Origin of the sequence: Mycobacterium sp. 48b, from assembly GCF_048282725.1 — a bacterium.
Taxonomy (GTDB): domain Bacteria; phylum Actinomycetota; class Actinomycetes; order Mycobacteriales; family Mycobacteriaceae; genus Mycobacterium.
Genome location: NZ_JBLVUL010000001.1, coordinates 3,119,273 through 3,140,054, shown reverse-complemented (window position 1 = coordinate 3,140,054; position 20,782 = coordinate 3,119,273). Strand labels below are relative to the sequence as shown.

General features: G+C 69.1%; 12 protein-coding genes. 1 reads left to right on the top strand and 11 read right to left on the bottom strand.

Features of this window, described 5'->3' with window-relative positions:
- Positions 1-3: 3 nt before the first annotated feature.
- From ACNQR1_RS15220 to hrcA, 3 genes are read right to left on the bottom strand one after another with little or no spacing between them, the layout of a single operon-like run.
- Entirely contained in the window at positions 4-753 is a 750-nt protein-coding gene (locus ACNQR1_RS15220; RefSeq protein WP_418047038.1) for a 16S rRNA (uracil(1498)-N(3))-methyltransferase, read from the bottom strand.
- A 4-nt stretch (positions 754-757) separates the two neighbouring features.
- Positions 758-1,900 carry a molecular chaperone DnaJ gene (gene dnaJ, locus ACNQR1_RS15215; RefSeq protein ID WP_418047037.1) on the bottom strand — a complete coding sequence of 381 codons (1,143 nt, stop codon included), beginning with the start codon at positions 1,898-1,900 and terminating at the stop codon, positions 758-760.
- Between the two features lie 43 nt (positions 1,901-1,943).
- Positions 1,944-2,975, bottom strand: coding sequence for a heat-inducible transcriptional repressor HrcA (gene hrcA, locus ACNQR1_RS15210; protein ID WP_418047036.1), 1,032 nt, complete (start codon positions 2,973-2,975; stop codon positions 1,944-1,946).
- Between the two features lie 205 nt (positions 2,976-3,180).
- On the opposite strand from hrcA, the gene ACNQR1_RS15205 reads away from it, so the two are divergent.
- Complete coding sequence (locus tag ACNQR1_RS15205; protein WP_039322059.1) at positions 3,181-3,495, top strand: type II toxin-antitoxin system VapB family antitoxin; 315 nt, start codon at positions 3,181-3,183, stop codon at positions 3,493-3,495.
- Positions 3,496-3,516: 21 nt separating this feature from the next.
- Here the strand turns inward: ACNQR1_RS15205 and ACNQR1_RS15200 are convergent, their stop codons facing one another.
- Genes ACNQR1_RS15200 through ACNQR1_RS15165 form a run of 8 tightly spaced genes read right to left on the bottom strand, consistent with a single transcriptional unit; the run spans position 3,517 to position 20,766 of the window.
- The gene (locus ACNQR1_RS15200; protein ID WP_418047035.1) at positions 3,517-3,729 is read right to left on the bottom strand and encodes an MbtH family protein; all 213 of its coding nucleotides are present in this window, start codon (positions 3,727-3,729) and stop codon (positions 3,517-3,519) included.
- Positions 3,707-5,023: an NADPH-dependent L-lysine N(6)-monooxygenase MbtG gene (gene mbtG, locus ACNQR1_RS15195; protein WP_418047034.1), complete on the bottom strand. Its 1,317-nt coding sequence runs from the start codon at positions 5,021-5,023 to the stop codon at positions 3,707-3,709. The genes ACNQR1_RS15200 and mbtG overlap by 23 nt, the downstream gene beginning before the upstream one ends.
- Positions 5,020-9,450 (bottom strand): amino acid adenylation domain-containing protein, encoded by a 4,431-nt coding sequence (locus ACNQR1_RS15190; protein ID WP_418047033.1) that lies wholly within the window; start codon positions 9,448-9,450, stop codon positions 5,020-5,022. The genes mbtG and ACNQR1_RS15190 overlap by 4 nt, the downstream gene beginning before the upstream one ends.
- On the bottom strand, positions 9,447-14,897 hold the full coding sequence (locus tag ACNQR1_RS15185; protein WP_418050376.1) for an amino acid adenylation domain-containing protein: 5,451 nt from the start codon (positions 14,895-14,897) through the stop codon (positions 9,447-9,449). Before ACNQR1_RS15185 ends, ACNQR1_RS15190 begins: the two co-directional genes overlap by 4 nt.
- A 26-nt stretch (positions 14,898-14,923) precedes the next feature.
- A complete protein-coding gene (gene mbtD / locus ACNQR1_RS15180) occupies positions 14,924-17,932 on the bottom strand; it encodes a mycobactin polyketide synthase MbtD (RefSeq protein ID WP_418047032.1) in 3,009 nt (1,002 codons plus the stop codon).
- Positions 17,929-19,266: a polyketide synthase gene (locus ACNQR1_RS15175; protein ID WP_418047031.1), complete on the bottom strand. Its 1,338-nt coding sequence runs from the start codon at positions 19,264-19,266 to the stop codon at positions 17,929-17,931. Before ACNQR1_RS15175 ends, mbtD begins: the two co-directional genes overlap by 4 nt.
- On the bottom strand, positions 19,256-20,002 hold the full coding sequence (locus tag ACNQR1_RS15170; RefSeq protein WP_418047030.1) for a thioesterase II family protein: 747 nt from the start codon (positions 20,000-20,002) through the stop codon (positions 19,256-19,258). The genes ACNQR1_RS15175 and ACNQR1_RS15170 overlap by 11 nt, the downstream gene beginning before the upstream one ends.
- Entirely contained in the window at positions 19,999-20,766 is a 768-nt protein-coding gene (locus tag ACNQR1_RS15165; protein ID WP_418047029.1) for an AMP-binding protein, read from the bottom strand. The genes ACNQR1_RS15170 and ACNQR1_RS15165 overlap by 4 nt, the downstream gene beginning before the upstream one ends.
- Positions 20,767-20,782 lie beyond the last annotated feature (16 nt).

Sequence of the window (20,782 nt, the reverse complement as noted above, 5' to 3'; positions counted from 1 at the left end):
GCGCTAAATCTTCCAGCGTCCGGTCAGCGCACCGATCGCTCCCAGCGCCACCGCCGCGGCCGTCGACGTGCGCAACACCGTCGGGCCCAGCCGGACGGCCTTCGCGCCGGCGCCGGTCAACGCAGCGATCTCCTCGTCGGCGATACCGCCTTCCGGCCCGACGATGAGCATCAGTGAATCCACTTGGGCCAAAGGCAGTTCGGCAAACGGCTCGGTGGCCGACTCGTGCAATGCCAGCACCACCGCACCGCCGGCCACAGCGTCGGCAACGCGTTGGGTGAGCGCCGACGTCGAGAACATGCCCTCGACGGCCGGGACGTACGGACGGCGCGACTGGCGGGCCGCCGAGCGGGCCACCGCCTCCCAGCGTCGCAGGCCCTTCTCCACCTTCGGACCGTCCCAGCGGGCCACGCACCGAATCGCCTGCCAGGCAACGAACCCGTCCGCGCCGGCCTCGGTCGCCAGCTCGACAGCAAGCTCCGAGCGATCGGATTTGGGCAGCGCCTGCACCACGGTGACCGTCGGACGCGGGGCCACAATGGCCGTCCGCTCGGTCACCCGCGCCGACAACCGGCCCTTGGCGGTCTCTTCGACGACACAGTGCGCCAGCGTCCCCGCGCCGTCGCTGAGGTCGATCTGCTCGCCGACACGGATGCGCCGCACGTTGGATGCGTGGAAGCCCTCGTCGCCGTCGACGACGGCAAGCTCCCCCGCGCCCGGCAGCGCGTCGACGTAGAAAAGCGCTGCACTCACGGCATCAGCGGCCGGAGAACGTCTCGCGCAGCCGGCTGAACAGACCGCCGGAACTCGCCGAGGCCTGCGTCGAGCGCACCTCCGCGGCATCGCGGCTGCGGTTCTCCTTCAGCTTGCGCAGCAGGTCGGTATCGGTGTTGTCCAGCCGTGACGGCACCACCACGTCGATGTGGGCGTGCAGGTCACCGCGCACGCCGGACCGCAGATGCGGCATGCCATGGCCGCGCAATGTGGTCACCGAGCCAGGCTGGGTGCCCGCGGCGATGGTCAGTTCGGTGGGCCCGTCCAGAATCGCGTCGACGGTGACCGTGGTGCCCAGCGCAGCGTCGACCATCGGCACCGAGACGGTGCAGTGCAGGTCGTCACCGTCGCGGACGAAGATCTCGTGTTGCTTCTCGTGGACCTCGACGTAGAGGTCACCGGCAGGCCCGCCACCCGGGCCGACCTCGCCCTGCGCGGCCAGCCGCACCCGCATGCCGTCGCCGACCCCGGCCGGGATCTTGACGCTGATCTCACGACGGGCGCGCACCCGGCCGTCGCCACCGCAGCGGTGGCACGGATCCGGGATGACCTCGCCGATACCCCCACAGACCGGACACGGACGGGTGGTCATCACCTGGCCGAGCAGCGAGCGCTGCACGGTCTGGATCTCACCCCGGCCGTCGCAGGTGTCGCAGGCGACCGGCGTGGAGTTGCCGTTGGTGCCCTTGCCGTGGCACAGGTCGCACAACACCGCGGTGTCCACGGTGACCTGCTTGGTCACGCCCGTGGCGCACTCCGCCAGGTCGAGCCGCATCCGCAGGAGCGAATCGGCGCCGGGCCGCACCCGGCCGACCGGACCACGAGACGACGTACCGCCGCCGAAGAACGCCTCGAAGACGTCGCCCAAACCACCGAACCCGCCGAACCCGCCGGGCGCTGCGCCCGCCGATTCCATCGGGTCCCCGCCCAGGTCGACGATGCGGCGCTTCTCCGGATCCGAGAGCACCTCATAGGCGACCTGGATCTCGGTGAACCGGGCCTGCGCTTCCTCATCGGGGTTGACGTCGGGATGCAGCTCACGCGCCAGCCGTCGGTAGGCACGTTTGACCTCCGAATCGCTCGCGCCTTTGCTCACTCCGAGCAAGCCGTAATAATCGCGTGCCACGCTGACCTTGCCTGACCTTTCTGTGCCGGACGAACCGGCTGCTTTACCGGGTACCTAGTACTTCGCCGATGTACAGAGCAACCGCCGCGACATTGGCGATGGTTCCCGGATAGTCCATTCGAGTGGGACCCACCACACCCATTCCGCCGTACACCTTGCCCGAACTGCCGTACGTCGTACTCACCACCGACGTTCCCAGCATCTGTTCGGCCTCGGTCTCATGACCGATCCGTACGGTTACCTTGCCCGCTTCCTGCTGGGCCGCCAACAACCGCAGCACCACCACCTGCTCCTCCAGAGCCTCCAACACCGACCGCAGCGATCCGCCGAAATCAGCGGTGTTGCGGGTCAGGTTGGCGGTTCCGCCGAGCAGCAGTCGTTCCTCGGTGTGCTCAACGAGCGTCTCGACCAGGACAGTCGCCGACCGGCCGACAGCATCGGCCAGCGCGCCATGGCCGTTGAGGTGCGTGGCCAGATCGCTGACCGCGATCGACGCCGCGGTCAGCGGCTTACCCTCCAGCGCCTGCCCCAACATCTCGCGCAGTTTGGACAGCTCATGCTCGTCAATGGCATCGCCGAGCTCCACGATGCGCTGATCGACCCGGCCCGAATCGGTGATGACCACCAGCAGCAGTCGCGCCGGGGTCAGCGCCACCACCTCCAGGTGACGGACCGACGAGGTGGACAGGGTCGGATACTGCACGATCGCGACCTGCCGGGTCAGCTGCGCGAGCAGCCGTACCGCGCGCCGCAGCACGTCGTCCAGGTCGACCCCGGACTCCAGGAACGACAGGATGGCGCGACGTTCCGACGAGGACAACGGCTTGACGTTGTCGATCCGGTCGACGAACTCGCGGTAGCCCTTCTCTGTGGGTACGCGGCCCGAGCTGGTGTGCGGCTGGGCGATGTAGCCCTCAGCCTCCAGCACCGCCATGTCATTGCGGACCGTGGCGCTGGACACTCCCAGGTTGTGACGCTCCACCAGCGTCTTGGAGCCGATGGGCTCCTTGGTGGCCACGAAGTCGGCGACGATGGCGCGCAGCACCTCGAAACGACGTTCGTCGGCACTCCCCACCTGTTCACCTACCCTTCGCAGCAGCGATGACTTTATTTTGCTCGGTTCATTTTACTGATCATCAGCGGGTTTACCGATTCGCAGCGGGCGCTCGGGATCCATGGGCCGAGTGATACCGGCGCGGGCGACGACCCGCGAACGTACTAGCCTGGGCAACTATGCCGATGGCAACACCGCGCATCACTGCGACGGACGCGGGCCGTCGATGATTTTCAAAGGCGTCCAGGAGGGCAAACCCTACCCGGAGCACGGGCTGTCCTACCGGGACTGGTCCCGGATTCCGCCGCGCCAGCTGCGCCTCGACGAGCTCGTCACCACCACCACGGTGCTGGCCCTGGACCGGCTTTTGTCCGAAGATTCGACGTTCTACGGCGACCTGTTCCCGCACGCCGTGAAATGGCGCGGCGACATCTACCTGGAAGACGGCCTGCACCGGGCCGTGCGCGCGGCGCTGCGGAACCGCACCATCCTGCACGCCCGGGTGTTCGACATGGACGCCCTCGCGCCCAGCCCGGCGTAGCCGCCGCCGGACGACTGTCGCCTAGTTCGCCATGGCCTTACGCAGGCTGCCGGGCCGCAGATCCGTCCAGTTCGCCTCGACGTAGGTCAGGCACTCGGCGCGGCCGGCCTCACCGAACACGACCCGCCAGCCGGCGGGCACATCGGCGAACGCCGGCCACAGGCTGTGCTGCTCCTCATCGTTGACCAGTACAAGGAACGTGCCGTTCTCGTCATCGAACGGATTGGAACTCATCGAGTCTCCTCATCGAGGGGTGGGCCAGGTCTGCACCCAGCACCCGGTCGGACAACAGGCCAAGGCAGCTCAGGTTCGGGAAGCCCGGGCCCTGGGTGAGCCCGGCCAGCCCCGGAAGGAACAACTTGGGGAACACGTCGGTCAGGGCCAGGTCGTGACCGATGTGCTCTTGCAGGGTTTCTCCGGTCAGCGGACCGCCGAGGCCCAGCTCGAGCAGGTCCAGCGCGTCCTGGCTGAACAACGGGGCGAACCACAAGGCGTCGGCTCCGGACCCGTCGATCACCAGGTCGAAGCCGTGCACGGTCTCGACCGCCTCGCCCCCGGTGTTGGTGGACAGGGTCAACCGGATCCGCTCGTCACGGGCCACCGCGTGCGCGACCCGGCCACGAAGATGGCGGATGCGGTCGTCGGCCAGCAGCGCATCCTGCACGCGGGCCGAGAACACGCCACGATCGGTGCGGGCCAGCGCATCCCGGCGCTCGGTCAAGGTGAGTCCGGTCCACCCGGTCGGATCGGAGAACAAGGTGTTCTCGAAGAATCCCTCACCGCGGGTGAACAAGGTGACCGTCGGTGAGATCACGGTGATGGTCGAAACCCGGTGGCGGAACAGCTCGTTGAGCATCGAAGCCGCGGTCTCACCGCCGCCGATCACCGCCACCCGCTCGGCGTTGATCATCTCGTGCTTGCCGGCCTGATGCCAGAACTGCGCGATCGACATCACCCGCGGGTTGCCCGGCAGCACCGACCGTTCGGCCTGGCCCGGACCGGTGACCATCAGCCCGTCGGCAGTGACGGAGTCGTCGGCGGTGCGCAGGACCCACCGGTGCGCGTCGGTTGAATTGCCGGCGGCGTCGACCGAGATCTGTTCCACCTCACCGATGACGACCTTCATCCCGATGTCATCGGCCACCCAGCCCAGATACTGGCTCCAGCGCTTGTGGGTCGGCGCGGGCCTGCCGCGGTCCACCCATTCGGCGAATCCGCCCGTGGCGATCAGGTAGGCCTGCCAACTGTGCCGCGTCATGCGCTCGTCGAGTTCGGCGTTACGCCGCGGCACCAGGGCGGACCGGTACGGGAAGCCGACGTCCTTCTCGGGTCCGGTGCCGAGGCGATGGTTGCCGTCGGTCCAGCCGCCGATGGCCTGCCAATTGGCGGCCACCCCGGCACGCTCGACGACGACCACCTCGGGGGCAGGCACACCCATCGCCCGCAACTCGGCGGCCTTGGCGGCCACCGCGATGGCCTTGGGTCCAGCTCCGATGACGGCCAGGGTGGGGGCCGATGGGGCGCTCATTGGGTCACCTCTCGCAACACCTCTCGCAACGCGTCCTGCCACATCGCCTGCAGGGCGGCGATGTCGTCGGCGGACAGAATGTCAGGCAGGGTCCGCCACTGGGTGCCGAGCACGGCTGACCCGTCGCGGTCGATCACCGCGGCCATGATCGTCAGTTCATGGCGCACAGCGACATTCGGTTCGGGAATCGGGGTAACACCGGTCTGCAACGACCGGTCCTGCAGCAGGGCGTGATCGGAGGCATCCAGCTCGATCCGGCCCAGATAGTTGAGCAGCACCTGCGGGTCCCGATGAGCTCCCAGCCGTTCGGCGGTGTCCTCACGCAGGTAACGCAACAGTCCGTAATCGATGGCATCACCGGGGATTGCCGCCACCTGCGCTGCCACACCACGCGCGTCGTCGGTGTGCAGACGCAACGGGTAGATCATGCTGAGCAGCCCGGCGGTATCGCCGGTGTCCACGTCGTCCCGGTCCGATACCACCGCATCCGACCTGCCGTGGGTCTCCAGCGCCAGCAGCGGCGCCGGGACCGGCTGGCCACGGTGCCGACGCCAATCTTTCATGGAGCGGGCCGTCGCCGCGGCCAGCACCTCGGTCACCGGCACCGCACCGGTCAACAATCGGGCGGTCAGCTCGGGTTCCGTGAAAGCCATCGTGATGGTCACATCGGCCATTCGGTCGGTGGCGGGATCGACACGGCGGGTACCGATGTCGGGATCGTCGCCCTCGAACTGCTGCTCCCAGTAGCCGCACGTCCCGAGCTCGGCCGCCCGTTCGGTCAGCAGACGTGACCACTGCCGGAGCGGGGTGTGTTCACGGACCGGCATCGGAGTGCGTCCGGAAGCCAGTGCATGCCAGGCATTTTCGAGCTCGCCGACCAGGATTCGCCACGATGCCGGATCCAGCGCCAGCACGTGCGCGGTCAGGATCAGCACGCCGCCGTCCACCTCCGGGTGGTGCAGCCAGACCGCGTCGAGCATCGATCCGTTCTCCGGGTCCATGCGCTGCACCGAGAGCTCGGCCTGCTCGGCCACCGCGGCGTTGAGGTCACCCGACCCGGTCGCTTCCGAGAGCACCTCGCGCGGCGCGTGTGCGACCAGGGCCAGTGCCGCCCGGTCCAGCCGGGTGCGCAGCACCTCATGCCCGTCGATCACGTTGCGCAACAGCACGTCCAGCTGCGGGCGGGTGACGCCCGTCGGGAGCCGGAACACCTCGGTCTGCGCGAGCCGGCGGGGATCACCGTGCTGGTAGAGCCACCGCCCGTTGGGCAGGAGCGGGATCGGTCCCGACGCCGTCTCTTCGTCGGCAGCACCCTCGGAGCGCTCGACGGCGACCGCGTCGGAGTCGATCGCAGCCGCGAGTTCGCGGACGGTCGCGCATTCCAGCATCAACCGGGCCCGCAGTGCTACTCCGCGGCGCCGCACGGCCTGCACGACCGACAGCGCCACGATGCTGTCCAGCCCGAGGTCGAGGAAGTCGGCGGTCACGTCGACTCCCGAGCTTCCGGAAGTCCCCAGGACTTCGGCCAGCACCTCGGCGAGCACCCGCTCGGTGTCGGTGGCCGGATGCTCGGACCCTTCGCCCGAACCGCCGGTGCCCAGCGCCGCCAGCGCGGCATCGTCGACCTTGCCGTTGGTGGTCAGCGGGATCTCGTCGACGACGACGATGTGGTGCGGCACCAGATGCCTCGGCAGCGTGGTGGTCAGCATCCGGCGCAGCTCCGCGGCCGGGGTATTCGTGACCACGTAGGCGACGAGTCGCGGCCCGCTGCGGTGCTGCCGTACCGCCACATGGGCATGCCGCACGCCGGGATGTGCGTGCAGCGTCGCGGCCACCTCGCCGGGTTCCACCCGGAAGCCGCGGATCTTGACCTGGTCGTCGCTGCGGCCGAGGAACTCGACCGCGCCGGATCCCGGATTCCTGCGCACCACGTCACCGGTGCGGTACATGCGGGCGCCAGGGGTGAACGGATCGGCCACGAACCGGGCCGCCGTCTCCCCCGGTCTTCCCAGGTAGCCACGCGTCAATTGGCCACCGGCCAAATACAGTTCGCCGTACACACCGTCGGGAACCGGACGCAGCCAGCCGTCGAGCACATAGGCCGCGGTCGAATCCGTGGGATGACCGATGCACGGCTGCTCGTGTTCGGCGATCGTCGCGACGACGGCTTCCACAGTGGTCTCGGTCGGGCCGTAGCAGTTGTGCGCCGACATCCAGGTGCGCTCGCACTCGGCCTGGATCCCCTGCCAGGTGGCGGTGTCGATGGCCTCGCCACCGAGCGCGAGTACCGCCAACGGCACCCGGCTGAGCAGGCCCGCGGCGCGGAGCGAGGCGAACATCGACGGGGTGGTGTCGATCATGTCGATCGCGAACTGCCCGATGGTGTCCACCAGTGCCTCGGCGTCGCGCTGCACCTCGTCGGAGACGATGTGCACGGTGTGCCCGTCGAGCAGGGCAGCCAACGGCTGCCACGCCGCATCGAAGGTGAACGACCAGGCGTGCGCCACCCGCAGCGGGCGGCCGAGGCGCTCGGCCGCGGGCTGGAGCACGTGGTGGGCGTGATCGGCGGCATAGGCACGCAGCGCATGATGGGTTCCGATGACGCCCTTGGGTTTTCCGGTGGTGCCCGAGGTGAACACGATGTAGGCGCCCTGCCCGGGACGCACCTGCACCGGCCGGTAGTTGGCGTCCGGCTCGGAATCGACGGCGGCGAGCAGGATTTCGTCGACGACGAGGGAGTGCCGGCCCGCACCGATCTGGCGCTGGATCTCGGCCACCCGCTCCTCGGGCATGGCCGGATCGAGGGGCACGATCAGCCCGCCCGCCTTGAGCACCGCTAGCATCGCCACCACGTAGTCGGGCCCGCGGCGCAGCCGGATCGGGACCGGGGTCTCGTGGCTCACTCCGCGCCGGATCAGCTCGGCGGCGAGGCGGTCGGCGGCGTCATCGAGCTCGCGGTAGCTGAGTTCTCCCCCGTCCCAACTCAATGCCACCGAACCGAGCCGATCCCCGGCGGTCTCGCTGAACGCGGTGTGAAAGCCGGTGTGGAATCGGCCGTCACCGGCAGCGGCGGGTGCGCCGGCCGGCTGTGGATCGTCGTCGAGCGTGACGGCGACCTCGCGCAGCGGACGCTCCCAGCTGTCCAGCAGCCGTTGAACGACTGTCAGCACACGCAGTCCCAGGGCACGCGGATCGAGCGGCCCCAGTGCCCCGTCGAGGGTTTCGACGAGCACCGTGAGCCGGCCGTGGGTGGGATGCGCGGCGATGGTGACCGGGAAGTGCGACAGGCTCTCCAGAGCCGACGGCCGCAACACCGCCCCGCCGAGATCGAACTGGTCGCTGCCGACCAGCCCGCCGGGCGGGAAGTTCTCGTACACCAGCAAGGTGTCGTACAGCTCGCCGATGCCGCCGAGCGAACGCAACTCGGTGTGGCTGAGATAGCTGTGCTCACGCAGTTCGGCGGCTTCGCGCTGCAGCGCCAGGCACTGGCTGCCGACCGGCAGGCTGGGGTCGACCCGGACCCGCAGCGGCACGGTGTTGATGAACAGGCCGACCATCGACTCGACGCCGGCCAGCTCGTCCGGGCGTCCCGACACCGTGACGCCGTACACCACGTCGGCGCGGTCGGTGAAGACAGAAAGTATTGTCGCCCAGGCCATCTGGAACAAGGTGTTGACCGTGACGCCCCGGCTTCGGGCCGCCTCGAAGATCGCTGCGGACTGCTGTTCGTCGAGGTTCACCTCGGTGCGCGACGGCAGGCCGGGCTGGGTCTCCCGGCCGGCCAGCACCGGGGACAACAGGGTCGGGGCATCCATGCCGTACAGATGAGCCTGCCACCGCGCCCGGCTGGCCTGCTGATCACGCCCGGCCAGCCAGCCGATGTAATCGCGATACGGGCGCACGGCGGACGGCAGCGCGCTGAGCTCACCCTTGGCTCCGTAGAGCGCGAGAAGTTCACCCACGAAGACCGGCAGAGACCAGCCGTCGATCGCGATGTGATGGGCAACGATCACCAGACGCCAACGCAGGCCGGGCTTCTCGATGAGGAGGAAACGGATCAGCGGCCCGCGTCCGAGGTCGAACCGCCGGGCGCGTTCCTCGGCCTCCAGCGTGATCGCCTGTTCGTCATCGGCCTGCACCTGCCGCCAGGGCAACTCGATCGCGGACGGGACCACCGCCACCGGGCGGCTGAGGTTTCCCTGGAAGAAGCTGGCCCGCAGGTTCGGATGCCGAACCAGCATGGCCTCGGCGCAGGTCCTCAGCAGCTCCGGATCCAGTGAGCCGTCGACGTCGGCGGCCATCGCGATGACATACGGGTCGGCCCCGTCGTCCCCCTCGGTCAGGCCCGCCAGTGAGTACAGCCCCTGCTGCAGCGGGCTGAGCGCCAGGACATCCTCGACGCCCGGCGGCGTTCCGGTGGTCGTCATGTCGAGATCCCCTGGTCCTGTCCCCATCCCGCGGTCAGCGCGGCCAGTTCGTCGGGCGACAGGCCCGATGCGGACATCGGCTCATGGCGCACGTCGGCCGCTGCAGCGCCGTCGCCCGCCGCGTCGATCGCGGCAGCCAGGTCGGCCAACCCGGGATGTTCGAACACCATGCGTGCCGTCATCGCCATGCCGGCATCACGCGCCCGCGCCGCGAGCTGCACAGCCAGGATGCTGTCGCCGCCGAGGGTGAAGAAGTCGTCGTACCGCCCCACCTCGGTGGCACCGAGAAGATCGACCAGCATCGCTGCCAGCGTGTGCTCGGTCGGGGTGGCCGGCGGCTCGGACGGTGCGGCCGCGGTGACCCGCGGACGGGGCAGACCGGCTGGTTCGATGTCGTCGACCACGGTGAGCACGGCACCGGCGAACTCCTCGGGCAGCGCGGCCCGCGCGGTGTCCAGGAAGGTTTCGGTGTCGGCCACTCCCGGCTCGAGCACCACGTAGCCGGCCACTGTGACGGCGCCACGGCCGTCCCAACGCCGAGTCGCCGCGACCGCCACCCCGTCGAGCGCTTCCAGTGCGGCCTGCAGGCCGGGCTCACCGGTGGTGATCGGCTCAAGCCGGCCGTCGGTGGTCCAGCGGCCCCGGTCCCCCGTGCGGTACAGCTGTCCTTGCCCGAATGGATTGGGCGCGAACCGCTGTGCGGCAGGTCCCCGGGCGGCTCCGGCTGCACGGCCGACCGCACCCCCTGCGTAGTACACGTCACCGGTGACACCGATGGCCACCGGTTGACGCCATTCGTCGAGCAGGTAGACACGGTCTGCGCCCTCGGTCTGCGGCAGCCCGGCCGGCGGCGCGGCCTTACGACTCCAGTCTTCGACCAGCAGGTCGCGTTCGGCCGCATCCAGGACCGCGATGTCGCGCAGCGTCTGGTCGGCGTCGCCTGCGAAAGCCTCGACGATGCGGTGCAGCCAACCCACGAGGCGCTGCGCGGTGGCCGCCTCGTAGAGCTCGGTGCGGTAGATGACGGTGGCCCGATATCCGGCGCCGGCTTCGGCGAAGAAGTTGAGCGACAGGTCGGCGTGGGCCACGTCGAAAGTGGGTTCCAATGCGGTGAAACGGGTTTCACCACCGGCACCGGAGTCGATGACCTGCTCGGCCGGCAGGTCCTCGCGCACGTGCACCACCACACCGAACAGCGGGTTGCGCGCCAGCGAACGCACCGGGCTCACCGCGTCGACGACCCGGTCGAACGGCAGATCCTGATGCTTGTAGGCGGCCAGCGCCATGTCGCGGGAGCGGCGCAGCACCTCACGCAGGGTCGGATTGCCCGACAGGTCGTTGCGCAGCACCACGATGTTGATGAAGAACCCGATCAGCGCGTCGAGTTCGGGCGCGGTACGCCCGGCCACCGGAGTACCCAAGGCGATATCGGTGCCCTGCCCGGCCTTGTGCAGCGCGATCGCAACGGCCGCCTGCAACACCATGAACTCGGTGACTTCGAGTTCACGGCTGAGCTCGACGATCTTGCTCCGCAGCGCGGCGTCGATGGTGAAGTCGAGGGCCTTGCCCTCACCGGTCGGCACCGGCGGCCTCGGGAAGTCCGGCTGCAGGCCGTTCTCGACGTCCGGCTCCCCCGACAGCCCCGCCAATTGTTGTGTCCAGTAGGCGCGTTGCTCCTCGACACGCTCCTCGGCGCCCGAGAGCACCTCTACCTGCCAGGCTGCGAAGTCTGCGTACTGCACAGGCAGCGCTGCCCATTCGGGCGCGTGTCCGGCTCGGCGAGCGTGGTAGGCGGTCAGCAGGTCGGTGAACAGCACTGTGCCCGACCAGTGGTCGGCGGCGATGTGGTGCACGATGAGTGACAGCACATGCGAATCCGGCGTGGACAGCATCGCGGCGCGGACCGGCCACTCGTTCTCCAGGTCGAAGCAGTGCCGCCGTTCGGCGTCGAGTTCGCTCTGCACCCACTCCTCGCCCGTGCCGGCGGCGCGGCGCACCGCGACCGGAGCGGCGGGATGGACCACCTGGTAAGGCACACCGTCGATTTCGCGGTAGGTGGTGCGCAGGATCTCGTGGCGGGTGACCACATCGCTGACCGCGGTGGCCAGTGCCTCGACATCGCAGGGACCGGTCAGCCGTGCGGCGAAGGGCACGTTGTTGACCGGGTTGGGTCCGTCGATACGGAACTGGAACCACTGCCGGTGCTGGGCCGCCGACATCTGCGCCGGACCGTCATGGCTGGTGGCGACGATGGCCGGCAGCCCGGCGCCGAGGCCGGATGCGCGCAGTTCGTCGACCTTGGCCGCCAAGCCCGCCACCGTGGCGTTCTCGAAGACATCGGCCACCCCGAGTTCGACCCCGCAGCGGGACCGAACCGCGGCAACCAGTTTGGTCGCCAGCAGCGAGTGACCGCCCAGATCGAAGAACGAATCGTCGGCGCCGACGCCGTCGCGCTCGAGCAGCTCACCGAACAGCGCGACGATCTCGTGCTCGGTGTCGGTGTCCGGCGCACGGAATTCGGTGGCCGAGCGGATCTCCGGCTCGGGCAGGGCCCGTCGGTCGATCTTGCCGTGCGCGGTGATCGGGATCTCGGCGAGCTCGACGAACGCCGCCGGGATCATGTATTCGGGCAGCGCAGCGGTCACCCTGGCCCGGATACGGTCGATCTCCACGCTTTCCGCGCCGGCGGCCGGCGTGATGTAGGCGACCAGGCTCTTGCCCAGCGACGGGAGGTCGCTGACCACGACCACAGCCTGGCCCACCGACGGGTCGACGGAGATCGCGGCGGAGACTTCGCCCAGTTCGATTCGGAAGCCACGGATCTTGACCTGCTCGTCGGCGCGGCCGACGAACTCGATATCGCCGTCGGCGTTGCGCCGAGCCAGGTCACCCGACCGGTACATCCGTCCGCCGGGATTGAACGGGTCGGCGACGAACCTCTCCGCGGTGAGGCGTGGGCGGTCGTGGTAACCGTGCGCGACATGCGTTCCACCGATGTAGATCTCACCGATCACGCCGACCGGTACCGGCTGCAGAGCATCGTCGAGCAGGTGGATCGTGGTGTTGATCTTCGGCGTGCCTATCGGCACGATGCGCGCGCCCTGCTTGCCCTCCACCTTGTATCGGGTGCAGTTCAGCACCGTTTCGGTGGGCCCGTAGAAGTTGTGCAGGAGGGAATCGAACGTGGCGAGGAACTTGTCGGCGATCTCTCCGGGCAGTGCCTCGCCACCGATCGGGACGCGCTGCAGCGTGCGCCACTCGTTCACACCGGGCAACGACAGGAACAGTCCGAGCAGCGACGGGACGAAGTGCATCGAGGTGATGCCCTCGTCGCGCAGCAGATCGGTGAGATAGCCGATGTCCCCCAGCCCACCCGGCTTCGGGATCACCAGGCGCGCACCGGCGGCGAGCATGCCGAAGATCTCGCCGATCGACACGTCGAAGCTCTGCGAGGCCACCTGCAGCAGGCGTTCGTCCTCGGAGACCTGGTAGTCGCCGCCGAACCAGACGAAGTACTCCGCGATCGGCCGGTGCGCCACCGGCACACCCTTGGGCAGGCCGGTCGACCCCGATGTGTAGATCAGGTACGCGGTGTTGTCCGGACGGAGCGGCCGCACCCGCTCGGCGTCCGTCGGATCCGTGCTCGGGTAGTTCTCCAGGCCGTCGACCGGCTCGCGCAGAACGATTTTCGGGTCGGAGTCGGAGAGTATGTAGGTGAGTCTGTCCTCGGGGTAGGTCGGGTCGACCGGCAGGTACACCGCGCCGGCCTTCACGATGCCCAGTGCCGTGATGACCAGCTCGGGTGACTTCTCCAGCAGCACCGCCACCCGGTCCTCGGTACCGATGCCCTGTCCGATCAGCCAGTGCGCCAAGCGGTTCGCCGACTCGTTGAGCTCGCGATAGGTGTAGTGGCGACCTTCGTAGACCACCGCGACGGCGTCCGGGGTCCGGGCCGCCTGCTCGGTGACGAGCGCCCCCAGCGTGGTCGCCGGCGTCTCGAACTGCTCACCGGTGGATACCGCGCGCAACCACTCGGCGTCCTCGGCGGTGAACAGCTCCAGCCGCGACAGCGGACGGTCCGGCTCGGCGAGTGCACTGTCCAACAGGACGGCGAAGTGCCGCAGCATCTGCGCGGCGAGTTCGGCATCCATCACCTCGGTGAGATGCTCGGCCTCCACCACCGCACCGTCGCCGTCGAGTTCGACCATGAAACCCAGTGGCAACTGGGTGTGCTGCCCGCGCAGGTGGGCACGTTCGCTGGCGATCCCCTCGGGGGCGAAACCGCCGCCGTCGGGCTCGCGGAACCCGAAGCTCACCCGGGTCATCCGCTCGGCGCCGTGCCGACGGTCCGGGTTGAGCTCGGCCACTACCCGGTCGAGGTTGACCCGCTGATGCGCGAAGGCGCCGATGGCGGTGTCCCGGGTGGATTCGACCAGATCCCGGAACCCGGCCGAGCCCTGCGGCCGCAGCCGCATCGCCACCGTGTTGCCGTAATAGCCGATGGTTTCGTCGGTGTCGCGGTTGAGTACCGGGCTGGCGATCAGGAAATCGTCGGTGTGGGTGTAGCGATAGATGAGCGCGCCGAACGCGGCCAGTAGCACCATGTACGGTGTGGCCCCGCTGTCACGTGCCAGCGCCGACACGCGCGCGACGGTCTCGGCGGACAGCCGCACCGTGCTGCGCTGGGACCGAAAACCGTTCGGAACCACCGACCCTGCCGGGCCGGGCAACTCCAGCGGCTCCGGCGGGTTGGCCAGCACCTCGCGCCAGTACGCCAGGTCCTCACCGCCGTCTCCGGTGGCGGTGACCGTCACGCGCGGCGTCTCGGGAAGCTGTGCCCCCGAGTAGGCCTGGGTCAGGTCGGCGAAGAACACCCGCCACGATCCGTCGTCCCAGGCGATGTGGTGGGCGACGAGCAGCATCACGTGTTCGGCCGGGCCGGTCTTGATCAACGAGATCCGTAGCGGGGAGTCACTGCTCAGGTCGAAGGCCGCGCCGAACTCGCGCTGGGCCAGCACCTCCAGACGCAGCTTGCGGGCCCGCTCCGATTTGTCGGACAGATCGTGCACCGCCCAGCCCGGGGTCAGGTCGTCGTGCACCGTCGCGGTGGGTTCGCCGTTCTCGTCGGCGTGATAGGTGGTGCGCAGGATCGGGTGCCGCTGCGCCACGGCGTTCAGAGCATCGTGGAGCCGTTCGGGGTCGATCACCCCGCTGAGCCGGTAGGACAGGCTGATGTTGAGCAGCACGCCGCTCGGGTCGAATCCCTGCACGAACCACATCCGGCGTTGCCCGTCCGACAGCACGGTGGGATCGACCGGTGAGCCTTCGTCGCCCCCCGCCTGGCCGGAGTCCGACCCCGAGGCCAGGCCCCGTTCGGCAAGCCTGCGCCGCATCAGCTCCAGACGCGCCTCGGAGGTGCGGGGGGCTGCCGAGTCGGCACTAACCATGTCAGTCACGCGAAAATGCTTCCTTTTCAGGTCTTTTCCAAATGCTCGATCAATTCGGCGGCGGTTGCGCCACCGAGGATGGTGGCCAGCGGCACTGATCGGCCGGTGGCCTTCTTGAGCTTCTTGCGCAGATCGATGGCCAACAGTGAGTCGACGCCGAGATCCAGCAACGACGTATCGAAATCCAGTGCGGTGGTGTCGGTCAGCTTCAACACGGAACCCAGTGCGATCCGCATCGCGCCCGTTGCATCCGCCGCATCGCCGTCCACTGCCTCGGGGGTTTCGCCGACCGCTGCAACCGCAGGCTGGTCGGTCCCGCCGAGGAACGTCCGCAGCCGTTCGGCGTCGGCGGTGAACACCAGTGGATCGGACGGATGGTCCCGCAGCCCTGCCTCGACCGCGAGGTCGGGCGCCATGGCCCGCAGGCCGGACCGTTCGACCCGGGTGATCTCGGCCGGGTCGATGATGCCTTCGCCCGGCCACAGCCCCCAGCGCACCGCAGTGCAGTGCCTGCCGTCGGCCCGCAACTGCGCGCCGAGGGTGTCCAGCAGCCGGTTGGCCGCCGAGTAGGCGGCGTGGCCGTATCCGCCCCATAGACCGGATACCGAGGAGCACAACACCATCCGGGCATCCGGACGCAGCGGCCATGCCGCTGCCACGTTGGCCAGCCCGCACACCTTGGCCGCGAACGTATCCCGCACGGTCGCACCGGTGAGTTCCCCGCCCGGGGCGATCGTGGCGGACGCGGCGGCGTGGATCACCAGCGATGCCGGGCCGAGCTCCAGCTCGGCGACGGTCGCGGCGATCTGTGCCGGGTCGGTGAGATCGCATCGGGGTGCCAGGATCTCGGTCCCGCGAGCAGCCAGTGTGGACACCTGCTGCTCATCGAGTCCACTGCGGCTGAGCAGCACGATACGTCGGGCTCCCAGCTCGGCCAGGTGGCCGGCGAAGTGCAGGCCGACCGCGCCGGCCCCGCCGGTGATGACCACCTCGTCGAAGATCCCTGACTCGGCGGTCCAGGACCGGGCATCGGAGGTGTCGTCACGCGTGCCGCGCTGCCACACCGTGGGCCCGGACCCGTTGTCCCGCAACGCGATGTCGTCGGAGTCGGTCAGCATGGCGGTGACGGCCGCGGCTGCGGCGACCGGATCGAGAGGGGCGGGCGAGAGGTCCAGGTGCCGGAAGGACTGGTCCGGGTGCTCGTAGCCCACGCTGCGGTGCATCGCGGCGAGCGCCGCCGCCTCGGGCCGCGACGGCTCTTCGTCACCGACGCGCTCACCGCCGGCGGTGACCAGCCACACGTCGCGGGTCTCGGCGGCGATCGCGTCGGCGTAGCCGAGCAGGCCGTCATCGATGCGGCGGCTCAAGGTTTCTGCCGCAGTCACGGTGTCGGTCTCGTCGGACACCGGCGCCACGACGATCAGCAGATCGGCATCGGCGGGGGCGACAGCCTCCGCACCCGCGACTTCGTCGAGCGCGCGGCTCAATGCGGCCGCCGATCCCTGCCCGGCCGCGAGGTCGAGCACCGCAACGCGGCGTTGCCCGGCCGGCGATGTGAGCGCGGACGCCTTCTCCCAGTGCTCCACACTCACCGTGACACCGGCGACCGGCGGCAACGGTTGTGGTGTGGCCCAGAGATGTTCGGCCCGCATCGGAGCAAACGGGAAGTCGCGCAGCGATGTGGCGCCGTCGTTGGGAAGGTCATCCCAGCGGTAGCCGGTGTCGGCCATCGCCACCGAGACGATGTTGGCACTGAGCCGTTCGGTGATCGGTTCGTCGCGCCGGCCCGATCCCACCATCACCACAGGACCACCGGTGAGTTCGGTCGCGTCGTCGAGCAGGTCCCCCATCGCGAACAGCAGCGCGGGGTGCGCCGAGAGTTCCACGAAGATCCGGGCCCCGCGCCGGGCTGCCGTCTCGACAGCCCGGTCGAAGCGCACGGTGCTGCGCAGATTCGTGTACCAGTAGTCAGCGAAATCCGTACCGGCCTCGACCACGTCAGCGGTGGCCGAACCGATGAACTGCACCGGCGATTCGCTGAATTGTGCTGTAGGCAGCATCGATTCGAGCTCGGCGCGAGCCGAGTCGAGCGCGGTCGTGTGCGCCGGGAACCACATCTCGATTTCCTTGGCGAACGACCCGCGGCCGGCCACCGCCGCCACCGCCGCGGCCACGGCTTCGGCATCCCCTGACACCGCGACCGACGACCGTGAGTTCACCACCGACAGTTCGAGCCAGCCCGGGGTCTCGTCAACCACTTTCGACGCCTCGTCGGGTGTGATCCCGAGTACGGCGACCCGGTAGGGACCCGTCAACCGGTCGAGTACGGTCGCGCGGGCGACCACCACGGCCACCGCCTCCGGCAGGCTGATGCTGCCTGCCACGTAGGCGGCACCGATCTCACCCAGACTGTGGCCCACGGTGATATCGGGCAGCACACCGCAGGAGCGCCAGACCCGGGCCAGCGCCACACCGTGGACGAACTGGGCACCCTGAATCTGCACCTGGGAGAAGTCGTTGGTGACTGCACCCGAATCCGGTTCGGCCAGTAGGTAATCCAGCGGAGAGGCGGCGCCGGCCGCCTCGAACTCGGCCGCGCACTTGTCCACCTCGGACCGGTAGACCGGCAGCCGGCCATAGGCCTGCACACCCATCGAGGGCCACTGGCTGCCCTGCCCCGGGAACACGAACGCGATACGGGCACTCGAACCCGATGCCGCAGAACCGCCCTGTGCCCGGGTGACCAGCGGATGATCGGCGTCCTCGGTCAAGGCGCGCAGACCCGCGACGAGCTCGTCGCGATCGCCGGCCCGGACCACGGCGCGGTGCCGACGCAGTCGCCGCGTGGACAGCAGGGTGGCGGCGACGTCGCCGGCGCCCACCTCGGGACGCGAATCCAGATAGCACAGGATCGCAGCGGCATCGGCACCGATCAGATCCTCGGCGTGTGCACTGAGCAGGACCGGCGTGCGCCCATCGGGCAGGGCGTCGGCTTCCCGCGCAGGAACGATGATCCGCTCGCGCGCCTCGCTCATGCGGCCGCTCCCGCGGCGTCGGGAACCGAGATGATCGCGTGGGCATTGGTGCCGCTCATCCCGAAGGCCGATACCGCGCCGATGCGCTGCCCGTCGACCGCGGACCACCGGGTCAGCTTGGTGGCCAGGCGCAGACCCTGGGCGTCCCAGTCGATCTCCCGGCTGACCTCATCGACGTGCAGGGTGGCGGGGATGGACGCATGCTCGGCGGCCAGGATGACCTTGGCCAGGCCCAGCCCGCCCGCAGCGGCCTGCGAGTGACCGACGTTGGATTTCACCGATCCCAGCATGGCGCCCGCACCCGGCGGAGCGACCCCGTATGTCTTTGCCAGCGAACGCAATTCGGTCCGGTCACCGAGCCGGGTGCCGGTGCCGTGGCCCTCGATCATGCCGACGTCCTCGGGCCGCACGCCTGCCTGCGCGATCGCCTTGGCGAACAACCGCTGCTGGGCGCTGCCGCTGGGCGCGGTCAGACCGGTGGTGCGGCCGTCCTGGTTGACGGCGGTGGCGCGCACCTCGGCCAGGATGCTCCGACCGTTGCGCAGGGCCGCGGATCTGCGTTGCAACACGAACATCGCCGCCCCCTCGGCCCACACCGTCCCGCTGGCGTGTGCGCTGTAGGGCCGGCAGTGCCCGTCGTCGGACAATGCGTGCTGTTTGGAGAACTCGACGAAGTAGCCGGGTGTGCCCATCACACAGACACCGCCGGTCAGGGCCATGTCGCAATCCCCCGCCCGTACCGCGGCCACGGCGGTGTGGAATGCGGTCAATGCCGACGAACACGATGTGTCGATGGTCAGCGCCGGGCCGCACAGGTCCAGCGTGTAGGCGATCCGGCCCGAGATCACGCCCAGCGAGGTGCCGGTGATCAGGTGACCGCTGTGGTGGGAGAACTCCGACAGCGCCGGCCCGTACTCCAGGCCCGAGGCTCCGACGTAGCAGCCCACGTCGTGGCCGGCCAGGTCATCGGGATTGATGCCGCTGTTTTCCAGTGCGCGCCACGCGATCCGCAGGCCGATGCGTTGCTGCGGGTCCATCGCCACTGCCTCACGCGGTGAGATACCGAAGAATGCGGGATCGAATGTGGTTGCACTGGAGAGGAATCCGCCGAGGTCGTGAATGCGTTTGAACCCGTCACGACGCGAACCGTCGAACAGCTCGCGCACCGACCAGCCGCGGTCGGTCGGAAATCGGCCGAGCGCTTCGCGTTGCTCTGTCAGCAGCGCCCAATAGTCGTCGGCGGTCTCGATCCCGCCCGGAGCCTCCAGCGCCATCCCGACGATCACCACCGGGTCGGCGGCGTCGGACCCGGGAGGTTGGGTGCTAGAGCTCATTGACCAGCTCCGCCACATCCTCGAGCTGGGAGTTGAGGTAGAAATGCCCGCCGTCGAACATCGAGCATGTGAAGGCGCCGGCAGTGTGAGATTCCCAGCGCCGCAGCATGTCCTCGCTGATGCGATGGTCGCGGTCGCCACCCAGGGCGTAGATGTCGGCGGCGATCGTCACGTCGGCCTCACACGAGTACCGGTTGAATGCCGCGTAGTCGGCCCGCACCGCCATCAGCAGCAGTTCGACGAAATCCTCGTCGGCGAGCAGTGCCTCATCGGTACCGCCGAGATCGACCATCTCGGCGAGGATCTCGGACTCGGCCATCGGCAGCGCGGGCGCAGCGGCCACCGCCGACGGTGCCTCGCTGGCCGACACCCACAGGGCATCGATCACCACGCCGTTGCGTTCTGCGATTCGGGCGAATTCGAAGGCCACCACGGCGCCCATGCAATGTCCGAACAGCCGTATCGATCCCACACCGGCCCAGTCAGCCGCGTCGAACAGATCTTTGGCGAGTTCGCCGACCGTGGGTGCGGCCGGGTGCGACAACCGGTCGCCGCGTTGCGGGTACTGCATGACGTAGGCGTCGGAACCGGCCTCGGCCAGCGCCATCCCGAATCCGCGGTAGGCCAGTGCCGCTCCGCCGGCATGCGGGAATACCAGTGTGGCTGTTGTGCTTTCGGACCCTGAATAGCGCTTCACCCAGGGCTTGACGGTGATCTGGGTATCCGGCCCGGTCACGATGGCACAGCGGTGTCGAGAGCAGCCACCGCATCCCGATGCCGCACCGCGAGGGCGAACCCGTTCATCCCCCGCTCGAGATTGCGCCGTGGCGCATCATCGGCGACGACGACGGCTGCGCCGGCGGTCAGTGCCACCAGCATCATGAGGATCGGCGCCGCGGCACCCGCAGCAGAGAACGCGCCGATCCGGTCATCGCCGGTGACGCCGAGCCGGGCGCTGAGCTCCACCACGGCATCGTGCGCGGCGGCGTGAGTCACCACCGCATATCCGTTCTCGTCGAGCGACCCCAGGAAGGCGGGATCACGCGGCGCGGAGCGCACCGGGGAGACTCCGCAGGTGCGCTCTCCGATCCGTAGTGCCTCGGAGACGGTGAGCGCAGGCAGCCAGCTGGGCGGTCCGTCGCCGGTGAACAGCGCCATCCGCACACCCGTGTGGTCCAGGACCGGCTCGGCCGGGTCGAAGGTGTCGACCGGCACACAGACGGCGCCTGCCGCCAGGATTCCCAGCGTGGCGATCACCGTGTCCAGGCCGGTGGGGCCGACGACGGCAACGCGATCGCCGACGCGAACGCCTGCCACCGCAAGCGCACCGGACACCGACAGCGCCTGCTCGCGCAATTGCCCGTAGGTCCAGCGGGTTGTCGGCCCGAACACCGCGACCTCGTCCGGTGCCACCTGCGCGTGCGCGAAGAACCCCTGGTGCAGCGGTTCGGCCGCCACTGCGTGCATGGTCTGCGTAGTCGTGCGACTCACGGCGTCCACAGCGACCTCCTGACGA

Coding starts and splice junctions, on each gene's coding strand:
- ACNQR1_RS15205 (WP_039322059.1), top strand. CDS start 3,181: ATGATTTTCAAAGGCGTCCAGGAGGGCAAACCCTACCCGGAGCACGGG.
- ACNQR1_RS15200 (WP_418047035.1), bottom strand. CDS start 3,729: ATGAGTTCCAATCCGTTCGATGACGAGAACGGCACGTTCCTTGTACTG.
- mbtG (WP_418047034.1), bottom strand. CDS start 5,023: ATGAGCGCCCCATCGGCCCCCACCCTGGCCGTCATCGGAGCTGGACCC.
- ACNQR1_RS15190 (WP_418047033.1), bottom strand. CDS start 9,450: ATGACGACCACCGGAACGCCGCCGGGCGTCGAGGATGTCCTGGCGCTC.
- ACNQR1_RS15185 (WP_418050376.1), bottom strand. CDS start 14,897: ATGGTTAGTGCCGACTCGGCAGCCCCCCGCACCTCCGAGGCGCGTCTG.
- mbtD (WP_418047032.1), bottom strand. CDS start 17,932: ATGAGCGAGGCGCGCGAGCGGATCATCGTTCCTGCGCGGGAAGCCGAC.
- ACNQR1_RS15175 (WP_418047031.1), bottom strand. CDS start 19,266: ATGAGCTCTAGCACCCAACCTCCCGGGTCCGACGCCGCCGACCCGGTG.